Below are 18,477 nucleotides of genomic sequence, written 5' to 3' on the forward strand. Positions count from 1 at the left end.
AAAAGATTTGCCTGCTCTACCTCCTGCCATTTTTTAGTTCCGTCGAACTCACGTTTCTTTATATGATAATTAGTATAAGGTGGTTTAGCCATAGCGTCACTATATCCCCTATAGCAATATTTTTGCAGTAAAAATTTGCAACCTCATCATAATTATGGTTTAATTAGAAAATTCAGTTCTCGTGGCCAATATCCATAAGACGTAACAGGCAAAACCTGTAATACGGGGGAAAGTCCGGTGTAAATCCGGCGCTGTCCCGCAGCTGTAATGAGACACAAACAACTACTGTCTCTAAGTCAGAATGCCCACTGAAGCACCTTCCAAGTAAACACCTATCTGCGAGGCACAGATAATGCATAAATTAAAAAGAATCGGTCAGCACAAGTATTTATTAAAACTGAATTAAACCCCAAATATTTGTAAATTGTGTTTTCCTGCAACAAATAGGTTAAGGTCTCTTCCCTTAACTATTTATTTGTTCGCCCAATTGACATATAAAAAACTCACCACAACAGCAAGTGAGTTAACCAGAAAAACACTCTTAATCAACCTGAAATATCAGCATTTATCGGCGTTTATCGGCGGTAAAAAAACTCATGTCTTAGACCTTTGCAACCATCTAAATCTTCAACACATAAACCAGATGCCTAACTTTCATTGGTCATTTCTGATTAACCTCCTAATTTTGCATACAACCTATGTAATTTTATCGGGAGGATATGTCATAGCCTCAGAAACAGAACCCGATATTGAACTGACTGTAATTGAGAAACTCTTAAATCAAAGAGTCTCTTCACCCTTACGGCGTGATGGGACAGTAGAAGACTCCACCCGTCCCGTATATGTAATTAACCAAGAAGAAATTGAAGCTAGAGGGGCACGAACAGTCAAAGAAGCCCTGCGATTTCTCCCCGGTGTGTTAGGTGATGGTACAGTGGGAACAGGAGTTGGTGCATTAAGCGGTCAATTTATTCGCGGTTCTAACACCGGACAAGTTTTAATATTATTAGATGGTAGACCAATTAATAACTTAGGTTCTGGTGGTTTTGACCTTTCCGAAATTACCACCAACAATGTAGAAAGAATCGAAGTTTTACCCGGTGGTGGTTCTACTTTGTACGGTTCCGATGCAATTGGGGGCGTAATTAACATTATTACTCGTCGTCCTACAGAAAGAATTACCACCGAAACTGGAGTTACCCTGGGTTCCTATGGATTAAATCAGCAAACCATTCAAAATAGCGGGAGACAAGGAGATATATCTTGGGTTGTGGGTTATAACCGTACTCAAGCTGATAATAATTACCCCTTTTCCATTCCTGAAGCTAACTTTGAGGGAATCAGAGAAAACGATGATGTTCTATTCAATAATTTTAACGTCAAATTAGAAGCAGATTTAGGGAATAGAAACACCTTAACTCTTTCCACATTATACTTAGGCAAAAATCAGGGAGTATCAGGGGGAGTACCAATTCCTGAACCACAATTTGGTCAAGGATTTTTCAATTCTTTAACTCCTAACAATCGCAAATTTACCGACCAAGTTTTAGCTGACTTAACTTGGAACTCTCAGCTAGGAGAAGGAAACGATTCCTTATTAACAGCCAAGATTTATACAGATTTTCTCAACACTCGCTTTGATAGTCGTAGTGGTGCAATTACATCTCAAAGCAGATTTGAAACAAACCAAAGGTCTTACGGTCTTCAAGCCACCCACAGTTGGCAATTAGCCGAAAATCAAATATTAGTCTATGGCTTTGATTACCGCACCGTAAATGTAGTTAATAACAGCTTTCAATTTGCCACAAATGTCAATACCGAAAACTATAATGATAGTATTAAGCAAGGTGCAGTTTTTGCTAAATACGAAACTAACTTAACTCCTAGCCTCAGTTTGAATTTAGGAGTCAGGCAAGATTTTAGTAGCTTAGTTAATGGTTCGTTTACATCACCATCTGTAGGTACAAAACTCAAACTATCCGATTCTACAACACTGCGGGCTAACTATATCAGAAACTTCCGAGCGCCCACCATAGCTAACTTATTTAACAATAATCCTACCAATATTGGTAATCCAGAACTGGAACCAGAAAAAGGCAATAGTTATGATATTGGAATTGACCAAAAACTCGGTGATATTGGGTTGTTGAGGTTAACATTTTTTCAAAACCGAGTATCTGATACCATCGCTTTTACTAGACTCACACCCCCGATAAATGGCAATACAGGTACTTTTGAAAATATCGGCTTGGTTCGCACCAGAGGAATTGAAGCTGCTTTAAATGTACAACTAGCCAACAATATTTTTGCCTTTGCTAATTATACTCTCAATGACCCGCAGATTTTAGAAAGTAGCAATCCTGCGGAAGTAGGTAAAGAGTTACGCTTTGCAGGTGCAAATAGTTTAAATGCAGGAATTTCTTATGAAAATGGTCAAGGTGTATATTTAGGATTTCTCATGCGTTCCCTGAGTGGCTATCCTACGAATAATACCAATACAGAATTTTTGTCAGGTTATACTACCTTTGATACTAAACTGAGAATTTCTCTGAGTGATAACCTTGTACTTAGTGGTAGTGTAGATAATATTTTTAACCAACGCTATCAGCTATTTCCTGGTTTCCCTGATGCAGGTAGAATTTTTCAAGTTGGTTTGAGATCCACATTCTAAAAAGTTAGTAAAAATTGGTAAATGCCATGACACAATTTAATCCTTCTGTAACACCATTAAATTTGATGACAACTGAGCCTCTGCTTACAGGAGGTAGAGTTGAGTATGAAGATTTTCCAGCAGATACTGATGTTTTATCATCATTGCTCTACACTTTATTTCAAGAAAATTGGCATCAAGTAGGAGTAGGTCATATTGCCGAAGGTGGTGTATTAGAATTAGAATTTACTGCTGCACCTAAATTGTGTATTCTTTACGATGGTTATTTAACAGTAGCGGCTGAAGGTTGGCATTTACACTTATGTATTGAACCAAGTTTAGGGGGACCAGAGTGTAAAACACCTTTAAAATTAAGACAAAAGCGTCAAGTCAGTCGGGCTGCATTTTACCGCCGTTTTAATGCAGAAGGAAATCCCAGAAGTTGGGGAATTAAATTTTGGAATGGTGCAAATGTAGAGGTAATGACGATATTTTTCCCTAATCCTTTTGTGGAAGGTGAAAATTTATTACCAGAGGGTAAACCGAATTTAGATAAGTTAGCACTGTATGAGGAAATGCGGGAAATTTATGTGTTAGGAAAGCAGTCTATACCATTTACTCGCAATCCTTTAAAGCGTTCTTATATATCAGTTTGTACTTCTGGGCGTTGTCTTCCTTCGCGGAAGTGGGAACCGACTTTTACAGCTTTAAAAGCATCTGTGGAAAAAGCCGGTTTGGATATTGAGGTGAGAACTTCTGGCTGTTTGGAGGTTTGTAAGTTGGGACCAGTGGTGTTTAATTCTGAAGATAGGAGTTGGTACACTCGTGTTACTCCTGATGTGGCTGAAACTATTGTTGAGAAACATTTAGTAAACGGTAATAAAGTCAAAGAATATTCCTATCCTCCTGTGTCGGATTAATTTGGATTTATCGTTCGCGTAGCGTGCGCGTAGCGCATACCACAAAGGACGCAAAGTACACAAAGGTAAGGAAAGAAGGAAGAAGGAAAGATGGTGTAATACCAATTTCATATAAAGACGCATAGAAAGAACCCCTCCCTAACCCTCCCCCTTCGGGTTCACCAGTCGCCTACGGTGGGAAACCCGCCTGCAACGCTGGTTCACCGCAAGCGAGGAGGGAACCGGATTTTTGTAGTTTAGGGGAGTCAAAATAATATGCAGCCTCACAAATAATTGGTGTAAATTATGGATTTCTGTGTGTTCATCTGTGGTTCATTAATTCTTGGATATAGTTCACTCATGAGAGAAATGATAGAGAAAAATATATGCATTTTACTAATTTTCGCCAATATAAAATAAATTTGTTTGTTTGTCTATTATTCTTAGTTGCTACCTTAATTATCTCTTGTAATAATACAATTCCCCAGGGTAGCAGCGCCTGTAGTCAAGAATATGATCCTAATATTGATTATTTTCCGGTAAAGGTGACTGTTAATTATGCTACTGGTTTTGATGTAGAGTATCATAAACACTATAAAATTGTCACGGTTAAAAATCCTTGGCGCAATGCTAATACGGGATTTCAATATGTTTTAGTGCAGTGTGGCGCACCAGTACCAGAGAATTTTCCCGAAACGCAAGTAATCACAGTCCCTGTAAATTCGGTTGTCACTCTTTCCACTACTCATTTACCCCATTTAGCTAAGTTGGGAGTATTGGATAAACTCATCGGTGTGAGTGATTTTAAACAAATCAATACAGCCGAGGTAATTTCCCGAATTAAAACCGGGAAAGTTACAGAAGTGGGTAGAAATAATAATGTTAATATTGAGCAGATATTAGATTTAAATCCAGGCTTAATTACAACCTATGCTGTGGGTAATTCACAGTCAGATAGTTATCCACAATTATTAGATGCTGGCTTAAAAGTCGCCATTAATGCTGAATATATGGAAAATTCACCCCTGGGAAGAACCGAGTGGATGAAGTTTACGGCTTTGTTTTTTAATCAGGAAGAAATAGCGGAAAAAGTATTTAGTGAAATTGCAAGCAAATATGAAGATATTGCCCAAAAAACCCAGTCTATAAATAATCGTCCTAGCGTATTTGTGGGGTTTAACTTTAAAGGTACTTGGTATACACCAGGAGGTAATAGTTATGTAGCTAAGTATCTCAATGATGCTGGAGCAAATTATCTGTGGAATGATGATAACACCTCTGGGAGTCTACCCCTATCCTTCGAGATTATTTTAGAACGTGCTGTTAATGCTGACTACTGGTTGAACTTTAGTCAATCTTGGCGAAATGTACAAGATATTTTGGACGCAGATAATCGCTATGGTGATTTTCAATCTGTAAAAATAGGCAATCTTTATAATAATGATGCCAGATTAAATGAACATCAAGGTAATGATTATTGGGAAGGTGGTATTAGTAATCCTGATGTAGTTTTAGCTGATTTAATTAAAATCTTTCATCCTGAAGTGTTACCCAATCATCAACTCGTTTATTACCGCAAATTAATATAAGGACTAAAGTCCTTACTACGAACTTTAAACAATGCGTGAAATCCTCTCTTTCTTCTCTTGGCGTACTTGGCGTACTTGGCGGTTCGTTAAATTCCTAACTTACCAAAAATTAACCCGACAATCTCTAATTTTCCTCACCTTACTATCAGCTTTAATCTTCGCCTTTTTACTGGATTTAGGTTTTGGTTCACTTAATATACCCATCAACCAAGTCCTAACTATCTTATTAGGAGGAGAACCAGAAAAAGCTACTTGGACAAATATTATCCTCAAATTTCGTTTACCTAAAGCCTTAACTGCAACTTTAGCCGGTGCAGCTTTGGGAGTCAGTGGTTTACAAATGCAAACCTTATTTAGAAATGCTTTGGCGGGACCTTTTGTATTAGGAATTAGTTCTGGTGCAAGTTTAGGTGTAGCGTTAGTTGTTCTCACAGCCAGTGCTACTGGTACTAGTGCTATATTTAGAGGTTTAGGAATAATTGGTGATTTAAGTTTAGTTATAGCTGCAAGTTTAGGCGCAGGTTTAGCTTTAGGGTTAGTTTTACTGGTGGCGCGTCGGGTTCAAGATACTATGCAACTGCTGATTTTAGGTTTATTGTTTGGCTATGCTACCAGTGCTTTAGTGAGTATTTTGCTGCAATTTAGTGAAACTAATAATATTCAAACTTATTTACAATGGACTTTTGGCAGTTTTGGCGGTGTGACTTGGACGCAAATATCAGTTTTAGCGCCAGTGGTGGTTTTGGGGTTGGCTGTGGCTATTCTTTTATCGAAACCTTTAAATGCGCTGCTGCTGGGTGAGTCTTATGCTAGTACTCTGGGTTTGGCTGTACAACGGACTCGGTTTTGGTTGATTACAAGTGCTTCTATTTTAGCAGGGGCAATTACGGCTTTTTGTGGTCCGATTGCTTTTTTGGGGGTTTCGGTTCCTCATCTGTGTCGCAGTTTATTTAATACTTCGGATCATCGGGTTTTGGTTCCTTCTGTAACGATGATGGGGGGTATTTTGGCTTTGGTTGCAGATTTGGTTTCTCAGTTACCGGGAAATCAGTTGGTTTTACCTCTAAATTCGGTGACGGCTTTGATTGGGACTCCGGTTGTTACTTGGTTGGTTTTGCGGAGAAGGGGGTAGTGTCACGCAGAGGCGCGGAGGGGGAGAGGTTAAGAGGTAAGATGGCAGTGGCAGTCTGGTTTGTTGATTAGGGTTTCTAGTAGGGAGTTGAGGGTTGTGGCGGCTAGGAGTCCTCCGCCAAGGGTTCCTTCTATGGTTATGTAGGGTATGGGTTGTTCCATAAGTCTGCGTTTGGCTGCGGGGGCGTGGCTGAAGCCTATGGGTAAGCCGATGATAAGGGCGGGTTGGATTTTTTTCTGGTCTATGGCTTGGCAGATTTCTAGGAGGACTGAGGGGGCGTAACCTATGACTAATATACTGTTGTTACTAATTTGGGTGAGTTTTTTTCGCCATTTCTGCTGTTGCCAAAATTCTGTTTCGGCTTCTGGGGCGGTGGTAATATGGGGGTTGTCTATTAAGGTGATGGTTTCACAGCCTAGATGGGTGAGTCTGGTTTGATCTAAGGCTGCGGCAACTGTGGGTATATCTACGACGATTTTACACCCTGTTTTGAGGCTGTCTCTACTGGCGGCGATCGCACCTGGACTGATTTTCACAAAGGATACTAAACTAACATCACCGCAGGCTAGCACTAATTGAGCAATTAAATCTTGTTCGATTTCGGAACGCTGGGATAAGTCGGGTAAAATTCTTTGCAATGATTCGGTGAATGCTTCTGCATGGTTATGGACTTCTGCATCTAAGCCATCCCAAAGTTTATTTAGTTCTCCTATTCCCATTTGGGTTTCTACTTCTAAATGTTTGAGTTGCGATAGGACTTCGGCTTGCATAATTTGACAATGGCGATCGCGTCCCAGTAAATTTTCTAAGGCTGAGGCTGTTTGTCTCAATTGCGATATTTGCTGCATCACAGCCCGATATTGTTGCTGGAGTTGTGCTGTGAGGTTTTCTGTAGTATCTGTCTGGGGTGCGACTTCTAAAATGTGGCGAATATGATTCAGTTGGAAACCTTGATTTTTCAAAGCCACAATACGTTGCAATCTGATGATATCTCTATCTGTATACAGGCGGTAGTTACTGGGCGATCGCTCTGGTTGCGGTAGTAGTCCTAATTCATGGTAATGTCTCACCATGCGCGGTGTTAAACCATTACCCACAGCATCGGTAAGTTCTTTAATTGTTAAGCAACCAGTATTCATTGGTATTTATATCTTTTCTTGGGGAATACTAGGGATATTAGTCAAGAGTTTAACTTTTCATTAGTCTCATATCATAATAATACCCTTGGAGTCGGGAGTGGGAAAAACCTTTTGATAAATCAACTATGAGTCCTATACGGAAACCATTACCCTACCCTTTCTGCTGAGAAATCCAGTACAAATTAAACAGTTTTTTCACACTAGCCACTTACGCCAGCTATTTCCTAGATTATGAACTTATTTCATAAAAACTACAATTCTCTCAGCATCAAAGTTTTACCATTACAAATGGTGCTGATTTTACCTTTTTTATTACAAATTTTTGCCGTAGTCGGTCTGGTTGGTTATCTCTCTTTCAAAAATGGCGAAAAAGTGGTAAATGATTTAGCAGATCAATTCATGACCCGGACAACTAGTCAAGTAGCACTGCATCTCAATTCTTATTTATCTATTCCCCATACAGTTAACCAAATTAATGCTGATGCCATTTCTATGGGATTATTAGATGTAAGCGATCGCCAACAGGTGGGTAAATATTTCTGGAAACAGATGCAAGCCTATGATTTATCCTATATCGGTATCGGACTAATCACTGGTGAAGGCGTAGGCGCAGCTCGCTATGATGGGACAAATGTCACCATAGATGAATGGAGTTCTGGAACCGTTAACAATGGTTCTACCTACGTTACAGATAACCAAGGGAACCGCACCGAAATCATTAATACCTATGACTGGAACAACTCCGCAGAAAACTGGTACACTGAACCACTAAAAGTAGGTAAACCAATTTGGTCAAGAATCTTCATTTGGGATGATGCTAATGATGCCTTTATTAGTGCTTCTGCCGGTCGCCCCATTTATAATGACCAAAATCAGTTACTGGGGATGATAGGTGCAGATATTCATCTGTTAAAGTTAAGTGAGTTTTTGGCGCGTTTAGATATCGGTAAAAATAGTCATGTTTTTATTATCGAGCGCAATGGTCTATTAATTGCCAATTCTAGCACCGCTAAACCTTACACTGTGGAAAAATCAGAAACAACGCGATTATTAGCTGTGGATAGTCCTGACAAAAATATCCAAGGTATTAGCAAAAATATCCAGCAAACTTTTAATGGTTTTCAATCAATTACAAAACCCCAAAAATTGCAACTCAACTGGTCAGGAAACTCCCATTATGTACATATCCTGCCTTGGCGTGACGAATATGGACTAGATTGGTTAGTAGTAGTATGTGTACCAGAAAATGCTTTCATGGCACAAATCAATGCCAATACACGTACAACTACTTTACTATGTTTAGGAGCATTGGTTTTAGCAATTATTATCGGTTATTTTACCTCCCACCACATTGCTAGACCAATTTTGCGAGTTAACCAAGCAACTCAAGCCATGGCCTCTGGTAATTTAAACCAAGCTGTAGACTTAACTAATATTCAGGAACTCAACACACTGGCATATTCTTTTAATTATATGGCTGGGCAATTGCGGGACTCTTTTACCGCCTTAGAAAATAGTAAATCAGAATTAGAAAATAGAGTAGAAGAACGTACCATTGAATTAAAAAATGCTTTTGTTGAATTGCAGCGTACCCAAGCCCAAGTAATTCAAAGTGAAAAAATGTCTAGCTTGGGTCAATTAGTAGCTGGTGTAGCTCACGAAATTAATAATCCGGTTAACTTTATTCACGGTAATATTATTCATTTAAATGAGTATGTCCAAGATTTAACCCGCATGATTCAGCTATATCAAGAACGTTATCCTGATAATGACCCAGAAGTGGAAGAATTGGCAGCAGAAATCGATCTAGACTTCTTAATTACAGACTTACAAAAAATGCTCTCCTCTATGAAAATGGGGACAGAAAGGATTCGCACTATTGTGTTATCTTTGCGGAATTTCTCCCGCATGGATGAAGCGGAATTTAAAGCTGTTGATATTCATGAAGGTATTGAAAGTACGCTGTTAATTCTCCAATATCGTTTGAAGAAAAACCGAGAATCTGGGGGAATTTCAATCATTAGAGAATATGGTAATTTACCAACAATAGAATGTTATCCTGGGCAACTTAATCAGGTATTTATGAATATTTTAGTTAATGCTATGGATGCGGTGGATGAGAGCCATATTCCTGGAGAAATTACTATCACTACTAAAAGTATAGACTCACAATGGATAGAAATTGTGATCGCTGATAATGGTGAGGGAATATCACCAACTGTAAAAGACCGGATTTTTGATCCTTTTTTTACTACTAAACCTACTGGGAAAGGTACAGGTATGGGTTTAGCAATTAGCTATCGTATTATTATGGAAAAACATCACGGTAAATTAGATTGTTTTTCACATCCTGGTGAGGGGACGCAGTTTATTATTCAACTTCCTATTAAACAAGATTTGGGGGGGCCGACCAATGCTGTCTTCCCTACACCCTAAGCCCTACTCCCAACACCCTATGCTTGACATTGACAGTAATGTTAAGGTTTAGGGTGAGGGGGTGATGATTTAGGCAATTTTTATGCTTTACCCTCAACGTTTTAGAGAATTTACTCAGGAACATTCTGATACTTTAGCAGCTTTGGTTTGTGGAATGCTGTTGTTTCTGGGATGGTTGGCTTTACATATTGGTTGGTTGGGATGGGCGTTATTGTTGTTACCTGCTGCTTATGTGATTGGTGGTTATGATAGCGCCCGTGAGGGTTTAACTACTCTAATTCAGGAAAAAGAGTTAGATGTGGATTTGCTGATGATTGTGGCGGCGCTGGGTGCTGCTAGTCTGGGTTTATGGGGTAAGGAATATTACTTAATTATTGATGGGGCGATTTTGATTCTCATCTTTGCTATCAGTGGCGCTTTGGAAGGTTACGCCATGCGTCGTACTGAAAAGAGTATTCGGGGTTTAATGGGTTTGACTCCAGATACAGCTAGGGTGTTAATTAAAGGAGAGGAAGAAATGCTTCCAATTACTCAGCTGAAGGTGGGGGATGAAATTATTGTCAAACCCGGTGAATTAATTCCTACTGATAGTTTAATAGTTTCTGGTTATAGTACCCTGAATCAAGCAGCGATTACAGGGGAGTCTTTACCTATAGAAAAGACCGTAGGCGATGAAGTTTTTGCAGGAACTCTCAACGGTTTTGGGGCTTTGCAACTGGAAGTACATAAACCACCTGCTAGCAGTTTAATTCAGCGTGTAATTCGCTTGGTGGAACAAGCCCAAACGGAAGTACCCCCTTCGCAACAGTTTATTGAACGCTTTGAACGCATATATGCACGGGTAATTGTGGTAGCTGGTTTATTGTTAGTATTTTTACCACCCTTTATTTGGGGATGGAGTTGGGACATTACGATTTATCGGGCTTTGACTTTTTTAGTGGTGGCTTCTCCCTGTGCGCTGATGGCTGCAATTATGCCGACACTGTTATCAGGAATTGCTAATGGTGCAAGACAGGGAATTTTGTTTAAAAATGGGGCGCAGTTAGAAAAGATTGGTCAAATTCGGGCGATCGCCTTTGATAAAACTGGTACTTTAACTACAGGTAATGTGCAAGTATCTCAAGTAATTTCTACTAGTGAATATGCAGAAGCTGAGGTATTAAAAATTGCCGCCGCTTTAGAATCTGGCTCAGAACATCCCATAGGTAAAGCCATTGTCCAAGCTGCTGGTAAAGACTGGGTGCGTGGCGTTGATGTCCAAGCTATCCCCGGACAGGGAATTATTGGCTATGTCAACAATCAACAGGTATTTGTCGGGAATACAGCTTTTGTACAGCAATATGTGCATCAGTTCCCCGAAGAATTGCAAACATCGGTAAAATCTCTGGAAAATGAAGGTAAAACAGTGGTTTGGGTAGCAAAGAACCTGGAAGCAGAGAGGGGAATAGTTGTTATCGGTGCGATCGCCATTGCCGATATGATTAGAACCGAAGCAGCAGCCATGATTACCCGGTTACGAAAATTGGGAGTTGAGCAAATTGTCATGATTACCGGCGATAATCAACGCACAGCCGACTGTGTAGCCCAAACCGTGGGCATTGACCGAGTGTATGCCGAACTTCTCCCTGAAGATAAGCTGGATGTCATCCGTAAGCTCCAGGAAGAGTATCAAACCGTGGCAATGGTTGGGGACGGAATTAATGATGCTCCTGCCTTGGCACAGGCTTCTGTAGGCATTGCTATGGGCATCGCTGGCAGTGATGTAGCCTTGGAAACCGCAGATATAGTATTAATGGCAGATAAATTAGAGAAACTCGCCACAGCCATAGAATTAGGCAGGCGATCGCACTCTGTAGTTAAACAGAATATAGTCGTAGCATTAGGATTCATTCTCCTACTATTAATCGGCAACTTCTTGGGGAACATTAACCTCCCCATCGGCGTAATAGGTCATGAAGGTTCCACAGTGTTAGTCACACTCAGTGGACTGAGATTACTGAAAAATTAAATTTTAGTATGATTCCGGTTGACAAGGACAATTACACGGACATGGTATAAGCTAACTAAAATTAGCAGAATTAATTGTATTAATATTGAGGAAGTATAAAATGGGATTAAGTGAACAGCTATTAACTGCAAACAACAAAGCTATGGTTGTGGATGATTGCTGCAAAATGATCGACCACCAACTAGCAGCCAAGTCAGGGATGAGTGGTATGGCCTTAAAAACCGCCTTCGCAGCCTTAAAGGGTATACAACCCGGATATATCCCTTACATTGTCGAAAATCTCCTACCCCATTTCTTAACAGCCCTTGACCCCCTCTGGAATCAGGGGATAGAAAAAGGTGATCCCGTCGCTTATCTTAACGCCCACGCTTCGGAGACAGCAGATGCCATGCTGAGTATTACCGATGCGAGAGTTAAGCACACAAAGCGTCAAATCATTAGAGGAACTTATGAAAAATTCCGGGGTTCGGCTAAAAAACACGTAGAAGAAGCCGTACCAGAGTTAGTCAAGATAGTTGATAAATATACTAAAGTTTCATCCAATCAACAAATTTCATCATTATAAATCTCAGTGCAGTTAGGGACGATTCATCAATTGTCCCTTGTCTGACATCCCCAATGCCTCTGCCGCTCTTGAACGAACGATGGGGTCCACCTTTTCATCTTTGAGGAAGTTGAGGATGTCAGGGATATATTGGGTAGCCGCCTCTCCCATGTTCCCCAATGCCACTGCCGCACTTGAACGAACGATGGGGTCCACCTTTTCATCAGTTCTAAAGGTTAAAAAATTAAACAGTTATAGCGGTTTTCTGTTGAGTGAAATAATGTTTTTTTAACGCAAAGGTTCGCGGAGGTTCACGCAAAGGGGCGCGGAGTTATAATGTTGTATTATGCCTGGGTTTTTATTAGAAGTTGGTACAGAAGAATTACCTGCCAGTTTTCTCTGTGATGCCATATTACAATACAATGGCGATCGCGCATTCGCCAATGAACAGTCCCCGACTTCTTTGAGGATGCATCTGTTTATTCATAAAGGAACCCTCACCCCAAAGATTTTATAGGGTTTACGGCGCAATCTTCATCATATAAGCCTACGCAAAACCTTTTTTTATCATTAGGATGAGGGAATTTCCCTATATTCACTAAATATATATTTCTTCAACAAATCAGGGATCTGAGTCTCTCGGTAAAGAGCAAATTAGTTAGGATTGTTAGATATATTGGTATTTTTCTTGTCCTTTTTTTTGTCAGCATCCTTTTTAGGTTTTTTAATTTCTTTATTGCTCTTTTTTTCTTTAGACATAATGACTCTCCAATGTAATGATAAATAAAGTAGCTACATCGCCAGGAAACTTTTTCCCAGAGAAGATTCTTTGACAAAAATTATTTGTTTTCCAAATCAAGAATCTGTAAGTTTTCTATTCAGCAATAATAGATAATTTATTCAATGGTAAGGTCTTATCATAGCAGTTATATATACGAAATAATTCTATATAAGTAAAACTCATTATTCTAATACTTAGCTGTTTTTTAGCTTTCCGGCTGAATTGGTACAGAAGAACTACCCGCAAGTTTTCTCGATGATGCCGTATTACGATGGCGATCGCGCATTCCCCAAAGTTATAAAGGTTAAAATAGTCATAAAAGAACGCCACATAACTTAAAATAGTTCTTAGCTGACATAAAAATTTGAAACACCTATTTGGTTGTCTAATAGCAATTTACAGTCTAAAAATATGCAAGTAACCTTCGACCTACCTGATGAAGTTGTTGCTCAACTAAACCTTTTTGAAGATAAATTGCCTCAAATCCTAGAGTTGGGGTTGAGAGAACTAAATGCCGTTACCCAAGTTGGATTTTCAGGGTTAGCCGAAGTTTTAGAATTTTTGGCGAGTCTCCCCACACCGGAAGCGATTATTGCTCTACGCCCATCTGAAACTCTGCAAACTCAGATTGCTAATTTACTAGAAAAAAACCGGACAGTAGGCTTAAGTCCTGGGGATGAGCAACTCTGGCAAGGGTATCAATATTTGGAACATATCGTCAGAATGGCAAAGGCTAGAGCTTTCTTGAAACTCAAGGAAAGTCAACCTGAATGAGCAAAACCTATATTGGTGCAGCTTTACGACAACAAGTTTATGCAAGAGCAGAAGGGTGCTGTGAATATTGCTTAATCCCTAATATTGCTACCTTCTCGGTTCACGAAATTGACCACATTATTACAGAAAAACATGGTGGCTTGACTGAAGCAGAAAACTTAGCCCTTGCTTGCACTTTATGTAATAAACACAAAGGCAGTGATTTAGCTTCTATTGACCCAGAAACGGGTGATATTTCCACACTGTACCATCCTCGTCAAGACCTGTGGCATGAGCATTTCCAAATCAAAGATGCTGAATTTATCCCCTTGACAGCAAAAGGTCGTGTAACAATTCGGTTATTACAGTTAAATCATCGAGATAGAATTGAAGAACGTCAGCTTTTGCTACAGGCAGGAATATTAGATTTATCGAGGCTTCCATAAATTTTTTATTTGTGCTTGGTGCGTGAGATAATTTTTTTTAAACGCAAAGGGTCGAGGAGGTTTTGTTTGCTAAATTTGGGATGCTCCCAGGTAAACTGAGGGAATTGACTGATAAAGTTGAGCTACGCCAAGTTAAAAGATTGTCCTATGACTGCATTTTTATTAGAAGTTGGTACAGAAGAACTACCCGCAAGTTTCCTCGGTGATGCCATATTACAATGGCGATCGCGCATTCCCCAAAGTTTAGCAGCCAATAGTCTCAGCAGTGCCTCTGTGGAGGTTTACGGGACTCCCCGGCGGTTGGCGGTTCTGATTCAAGGTCTTCCATCTCAGCAACCAGACAGGGAAGAGGAAATTAAAGGACCTCCCGCCCAAGCAGCTTTTAAAGATGGTCAACCCACACCCGCAGCTACAGGGTTTGCGAAAAAGCAAGGTGTGGATATTGCAGCTTTGGAAATTCGCCCCACAGAGAAGGGGGATTTTGTCTTTGTGAAAAAAAGCATTCCCGGTCGTCCGGTGGCGGAAATTCTCACAGAACTTATTCCCCAGTGGATTTATGGTTTGGAAGGTAAGCGGTTAATGCGCTGGGGTGATGGCGATGTGCGCTTTTCTCGCCCCATTCGTTGGCTTGTGGCTTTGTTAGATGATACAGTTTTACCGATACAGTTGGTGAATGGTTCCAAGACAATTACTAGCGATCGCATATCCTCAGCCCATCGGGTTTTACATCCCCAACCTGTCACCATTGCCCAAGCTACAGATTACCTTGAAACTTTACGCGCTGCATCTGTAATTGTTGACCCAGCAGCAAGGGCGCAGATGATTCAAGACCAAGTACAAAATGCAGCCCAAAAAGTCGGCGGTTTCACAGTTATTTACCCCGATTTATTAGCAGAAGTCACCAATTTAGTAGAATATCCCTCCGCAGTTGTAGGTAAATTTGAACCAGAATTTTTGCAGTTACCCACCGAAGTAATTACAGAAGTCATGGTGACACATCAGCGTTATTTTCCCGTCTTTAAAACTGCTGATAGCAAAGAATTATTACCTAACTTTATTACCGTTTCTAACGGCGACCCCACAAAAGCAGATATCATCGCCGTGGGTAATGAAAGAGTAATTCGCGCCAGATTAGCTGATGGTCAATTTTTCTACAAAGCTGATTTAGCTAAACCTTTAGAAAACTATTTACCCCAGTTAGAAACAGTTACATTCCGAGAAGAATTGGGTTCGGTGCGTGCTAAAGTAGATAGAATTTGCAAAATTACAGAGCAAATTTTTGAACAATTCTTTGCTCAAGCACAGTCAGAAGATGAAAAATCTTTTTGGAAAAAAAATCTGCCATTAGCTAGACGGGCTGCACTACTGTGTAAGGCTGATTTAGTCACACAAATGGTCTATGAATTCCCAGAATTACAAGGAATTATGGGAGAAAAATATGCTTTGGCTAGTGGTGAAGATCCTGAAGTCGCAAAAGCAATTGCTGACCATTATAGAACGGTAAGATTAGACGACAAAGAACTTGAGATTGTACCTATAAACATCCCAGGTCAGGTAATTGCTATAGCAGATAGGTTAGATACATTAGTGTGTCTCTTTGGATTAGGTTTAATTCCATCTGGTTCTTCTGATCCTTTCGCTTTGAGACGGGCAGCTACCACGGCAATTAACATTACCAGATACATTAGGTTGCCGATCAATTTCAGCAAATTACTAGAACAAATAGCGACGGACTTTGCAACAAACTTTAACAAAGACAAAGAATCATTAACTACAGCATTGAAGGATTTTTTCCTACAACGTATTTGTACTATTCTCCAGGAAGAAATGCGGCTAGATTATGATTTAGCAAATGCCATTTTAGATGAAAATGATCCAGAATATGCAGAACGGGCGCTACAGGATTTGTCAGACGTACATGAGCGTGCCACTTGTCTTAAAGATATCCGCCAAGAAGGTACATTAGATAAAATCTATGAAACTGTCAACCGTTCCACCCGTCTAGCTGCACAAGGTGATTTAGACTTTCAACAGTTAGAACCGACAGAGGTAGTTAATCCCGAATTATTCCAAAAATCTTCTGAATCAGCATTCTACAACGCCTTAGTTGAGTTAGTACCTGAAACCTTAGCAGCACAAAAAAACCGTGATTACTTAAGATTAGTAACCGCACTAGTAAAAATCGCCCCCACCGTCGCCAACTTCTTCGATGGTGAAGACAGCGTATTAGTCATGGACTCTAACCCCGACATCAAACGCAACCGCCTAAACTTACTAGGATTACTGCGAAATCATGCCCGCATCCTAGCTGACTTTGGTGCGATCGTCAAAAACCTCTAGCCTCAAACCTAACCCCCCAACCCCCTGCCCTACCAAATAAGGCTACTATGTACATACATCCTGAATCAAAAAGGGTTTCCAGCCCTAAAAACCGAATTTCACTGTAAATCCGTTTCCCCTCTTCTTAGCTAGGCTATCCATTACCCACATCTTTCTTAACATTGCTGTAAAGAAGACTGTGTAGGGATGACAGAGTTTCTATGAGAGGGAATGGTTGACAAACTAGACAAAACATGAGGATGAATATCTGATTGGGATGCGATCGTTAATGTAATGATAGCGCTCTATCAACCAACCATAGGTGTACCATTGCACACAACGTGCGGCATCTTCTAAGTTATGAATCTCAAGGCTGGTGAACAATAAGCAACTAATAGGATTGATTCCGGGTGGTGGATGATCTTCTGATGCCAGAATTACTTGTAACTTAACAGGTTTTAGCTGTGAACGCCCGATGTGATGTAATGGGACTTGGATATCAACACTAGTGAATCGAATTGTAAGTATCGCTTTTCTAGCACTATCTTTTCTAGCACTATGTTCTGGACTGCGTTTGACCTCTGCTGTCAGTGTTCCATTGGGTTCAATTTGGCGGATTGCTTGAATCTATCCCACTAATATAATTCTGTTAACCCAGATGTGAATTGTGGCTAAAGAAAGAAAAGCATTAAAGCAGGCAGAAATTCTTTCCCACCTAACAACGAGTCTGCGATATTTTCGTTGAAACCATGCGAAACAACGCTCTTGTTGAAAACGTGGCACGGAAATTTTAATTGGTCTACCCCGATTTTTCTTGGTCTTCCGAACTCGCTTGGGGAATTGTGGCCTGATACCACGTTGGCGCAAAACTGCACGTTTTTCCCTTGAATCGTAGCCTTTGTCAGCAGCCAGCACTTTGACTCGTTTGCGGGGTCTACCTGATTTATTGGTCTTGACTTTGATACTGTCAAGAAGCGGTATAACCTGTTCTCGTTCACTCCCATTGGCTGCTGTGGTGCGGTTCGCTAATGGCATACCATTACCGTCAGTTAAGGTATGTATCAAAATCCCTTTACCTTTATGACCATACGCAACATCCTCACCGCCACCTTTGCCAGGGGGAAAAAGACCCGTCAACCGCGCCATAACTCCAGTCTATTAATCCTCTTTCTTCTGCTATCCCCAATATTCTGGCTTGTAAATTTTCTAACGTTCCATCACTTCCCCAACGCTTTAACCACCTGTGTGCGGAACTTTTGGATGCCCAGATTTCTCCTTTTGGAGTATCGCACCAACGGCATCCTGTTATCAATATATACATCAAGGTGTTGAGTATATAACGATATGGCGCATGAGGCATTCCTCGGTCGCGTTTTTCTGGTTCCTTCGGGAATATATCTTCAAACAACTTCCATTCCAAGTCGCTTAATCCTTTCCTGCGGAACGCTTCGCGAACAAATCGACCAGTCATACTGTGACAAACTCTTCTGTTATCAACAGCAGATTATCATATTTCTGGTATTAGTGGGATAGGGTTCTTGATTTAAATACTTGGCACAGTGGTCAACTTTTCACCTAACGCAAAAAGCCGTTCGGACGTTCGGCGAAGCTACTTCGACAAGGCTCAGTACAAGTCAGTCGAGCCGCTGACGCTCACGGCGAAACCTCTCAAAGTCTCTTAACTCGGTGTCCTCTGTGTCTGGAGTGGTACGGCTACGCTAATGTTACGTGAGTTCGACGGAACTAAAAAATGGCAGGAGGTAGAGCAGGCAAATCTTTTG

Annotated in this window: 15 protein-coding genes and 1 riboswitch; of the genes, 11 read left to right on the forward strand and 4 right to left on the reverse strand. The window is 40.4% G+C overall.

What is annotated here, in order from left to right:
• Window positions 1-156: 156 nt before the first annotated feature.
• Window positions 157-327, forward strand: a riboswitch (cobalamin riboswitch).
• 316 nt (window positions 328-643) lie between these two features.
• The 4 genes from ACM0OP_RS20045 (at window position 644) to ACM0OP_RS20060 (ending at window position 6,270) form a co-directional block, all read left to right on the forward strand.
• Entirely contained in the window at window positions 644-2,671 is a 2,028-nt protein-coding gene (locus ACM0OP_RS20045) for a TonB-dependent receptor plug domain-containing protein (protein ID WP_414530197.1), read from the forward strand.
• A gap of 26 nt (window positions 2,672-2,697) precedes the next feature.
• On the forward strand, window positions 2,698-3,570 hold the full coding sequence (locus ACM0OP_RS20050; protein WP_414530185.1) for a (2Fe-2S) ferredoxin domain-containing protein: 873 nt from the start codon (window positions 2,698-2,700) through the stop codon (window positions 3,568-3,570).
• A 365-nt stretch (window positions 3,571-3,935) separates the two neighbouring features.
• The gene (locus ACM0OP_RS20055; RefSeq protein WP_414530186.1) at window positions 3,936-5,138 is read left to right on the forward strand and encodes an ABC transporter substrate-binding protein; all 1,203 of its coding nucleotides are present in this window, start codon (window positions 3,936-3,938) and stop codon (window positions 5,136-5,138) included.
• A 31-nt stretch (window positions 5,139-5,169) separates the two neighbouring features.
• A complete protein-coding gene (locus ACM0OP_RS20060) occupies window positions 5,170-6,270 on the forward strand; it encodes an iron chelate uptake ABC transporter family permease subunit (RefSeq protein ID WP_414530187.1) in 1,101 nt (366 codons plus the stop codon).
• 29 nt (window positions 6,271-6,299) lie between these two features.
• Here the strand turns inward: ACM0OP_RS20060 and ACM0OP_RS20065 are convergent, their stop codons facing one another.
• The gene (locus tag ACM0OP_RS20065) at window positions 6,300-7,409 is read right to left on the reverse strand and encodes a precorrin-8X methylmutase (protein WP_414530188.1); all 1,110 of its coding nucleotides are present in this window, start codon (window positions 7,407-7,409) and stop codon (window positions 6,300-6,302) included.
• Between the two features lie 231 nt (window positions 7,410-7,640).
• On the opposite strand from ACM0OP_RS20065, the gene ACM0OP_RS20070 reads away from it, so the two are divergent.
• The 3 genes from ACM0OP_RS20070 (at window position 7,641) to ACM0OP_RS20080 (ending at window position 12,418) form a co-directional block, all read left to right on the forward strand.
• Window positions 7,641-9,845: an ATP-binding protein gene (locus ACM0OP_RS20070; RefSeq protein WP_414530189.1), complete on the forward strand. Its 2,205-nt coding sequence runs from the start codon at window positions 7,641-7,643 to the stop codon at window positions 9,843-9,845.
• A gap of 82 nt (window positions 9,846-9,927) precedes the next feature.
• The gene (locus ACM0OP_RS20075) at window positions 9,928-11,853 is read left to right on the forward strand and encodes a heavy metal translocating P-type ATPase (protein ID WP_414530190.1); all 1,926 of its coding nucleotides are present in this window, start codon (window positions 9,928-9,930) and stop codon (window positions 11,851-11,853) included.
• 100 nt (window positions 11,854-11,953) lie between these two features.
• Window positions 11,954-12,418, forward strand: coding sequence for a DUF6918 family protein (locus ACM0OP_RS20080; RefSeq protein WP_414530191.1), 465 nt, complete (start codon window positions 11,954-11,956; stop codon window positions 12,416-12,418).
• A gap of 12 nt (window positions 12,419-12,430) precedes the next feature.
• On the opposite strand, the gene ACM0OP_RS20085 is transcribed toward ACM0OP_RS20080, so the two are convergent.
• On the reverse strand, window positions 12,431-12,613 hold the full coding sequence (locus ACM0OP_RS20085; protein WP_414530192.1) for a HEAT repeat domain-containing protein: 183 nt from the start codon (window positions 12,611-12,613) through the stop codon (window positions 12,431-12,433).
• 130 nt (window positions 12,614-12,743) lie between these two features.
• Between ACM0OP_RS20085 and ACM0OP_RS20090 the strand changes: the two genes are divergently transcribed.
• The 4 genes from ACM0OP_RS20090 to glyS all read left to right on the forward strand — a co-directional run bounded on the left by ACM0OP_RS20090 (window position 12,744) and on the right by glyS (window position 16,717).
• Window positions 12,744-12,914, forward strand: a complete 171-nt coding sequence (locus tag ACM0OP_RS20090) for a hypothetical protein (RefSeq protein ID WP_414530198.1) — start codon at window positions 12,744-12,746, stop codon at window positions 12,912-12,914.
• Window positions 12,915-13,589: 675 nt separating this feature from the next.
• On the forward strand, window positions 13,590-13,952 hold the full coding sequence (locus ACM0OP_RS20095; RefSeq protein ID WP_414530193.1) for a hypothetical protein: 363 nt from the start codon (window positions 13,590-13,592) through the stop codon (window positions 13,950-13,952).
• A complete protein-coding gene (locus ACM0OP_RS20100) occupies window positions 13,949-14,377 on the forward strand; it encodes an HNH endonuclease (protein WP_414530194.1) in 429 nt (142 codons plus the stop codon). Before ACM0OP_RS20095 ends, ACM0OP_RS20100 begins: the two co-directional genes overlap by 4 nt.
• 147 nt (window positions 14,378-14,524) lie before the next feature.
• A complete protein-coding gene (glyS, locus tag ACM0OP_RS20105) occupies window positions 14,525-16,717 on the forward strand; it encodes a glycine--tRNA ligase subunit beta (RefSeq protein ID WP_414530195.1) in 2,193 nt (730 codons plus the stop codon).
• Window positions 16,718-17,323: 606 nt separating this feature from the next.
• Here glyS and ACM0OP_RS20110 read toward each other — a convergent pair.
• Window positions 17,324-17,842: a transposase gene (locus ACM0OP_RS20110; protein ID WP_414530196.1), complete on the reverse strand. Its 519-nt coding sequence runs from the start codon at window positions 17,840-17,842 to the stop codon at window positions 17,324-17,326.
• On the reverse strand, window positions 17,796-18,167 hold the full coding sequence (locus ACM0OP_RS20115) for a transposase (RefSeq protein WP_414527245.1): 372 nt from the start codon (window positions 18,165-18,167) through the stop codon (window positions 17,796-17,798). The genes ACM0OP_RS20110 and ACM0OP_RS20115 overlap by 47 nt, the downstream gene beginning before the upstream one ends.
• Between the last annotated feature and the right edge of the window lie 310 nt (window positions 18,168-18,477).

It is taken from the genome of Nodularia chucula CCY0103 (genome assembly GCF_963923915.1).
Classification (GTDB): domain Bacteria; phylum Cyanobacteriota; class Cyanobacteriia; order Cyanobacteriales; family Nostocaceae; genus Nodularia; species Nodularia chucula.

Coding starts and splice junctions, on each gene's coding strand:
- ACM0OP_RS20075 (WP_414530190.1), top strand. CDS start 9,928: ATGCTTTACCCTCAACGTTTTAGAGAATTTACTCAGGAACATTCTGAT.
- ACM0OP_RS20065 (WP_414530188.1), bottom strand. CDS start 7,409: ATGAATACTGGTTGCTTAACAATTAAAGAACTTACCGATGCTGTGGGT.
- ACM0OP_RS20115 (WP_414527245.1), bottom strand. CDS start 18,167: ATGACTGGTCGATTTGTTCGCGAAGCGTTCCGCAGGAAAGGATTAAGC.
- ACM0OP_RS20090 (WP_414530198.1), top strand. CDS start 12,744: ATGCCTGGGTTTTTATTAGAAGTTGGTACAGAAGAATTACCTGCCAGT.
- ACM0OP_RS20080 (WP_414530191.1), top strand. CDS start 11,954: ATGGGATTAAGTGAACAGCTATTAACTGCAAACAACAAAGCTATGGTT.
- ACM0OP_RS20045 (WP_414530197.1), top strand. CDS start 644: ATGCCTAACTTTCATTGGTCATTTCTGATTAACCTCCTAATTTTGCAT.
- ACM0OP_RS20055 (WP_414530186.1), top strand. CDS start 3,936: ATGCATTTTACTAATTTTCGCCAATATAAAATAAATTTGTTTGTTTGT.
- ACM0OP_RS20095 (WP_414530193.1), top strand. CDS start 13,590: ATGCAAGTAACCTTCGACCTACCTGATGAAGTTGTTGCTCAACTAAAC.
- ACM0OP_RS20070 (WP_414530189.1), top strand. CDS start 7,641: ATGAACTTATTTCATAAAAACTACAATTCTCTCAGCATCAAAGTTTTA.
- ACM0OP_RS20060 (WP_414530187.1), top strand. CDS start 5,170: ATGCGTGAAATCCTCTCTTTCTTCTCTTGGCGTACTTGGCGTACTTGG.
- ACM0OP_RS20050 (WP_414530185.1), top strand. CDS start 2,698: ATGACACAATTTAATCCTTCTGTAACACCATTAAATTTGATGACAACT.
- ACM0OP_RS20110 (WP_414530196.1), bottom strand. CDS start 17,842: ATGGCGCGGTTGACGGGTCTTTTTCCCCCTGGCAAAGGTGGCGGTGAG.
- glyS (WP_414530195.1), top strand. CDS start 14,525: ATGACTGCATTTTTATTAGAAGTTGGTACAGAAGAACTACCCGCAAGT.
- ACM0OP_RS20100 (WP_414530194.1), top strand. CDS start 13,949: ATGAGCAAAACCTATATTGGTGCAGCTTTACGACAACAAGTTTATGCA.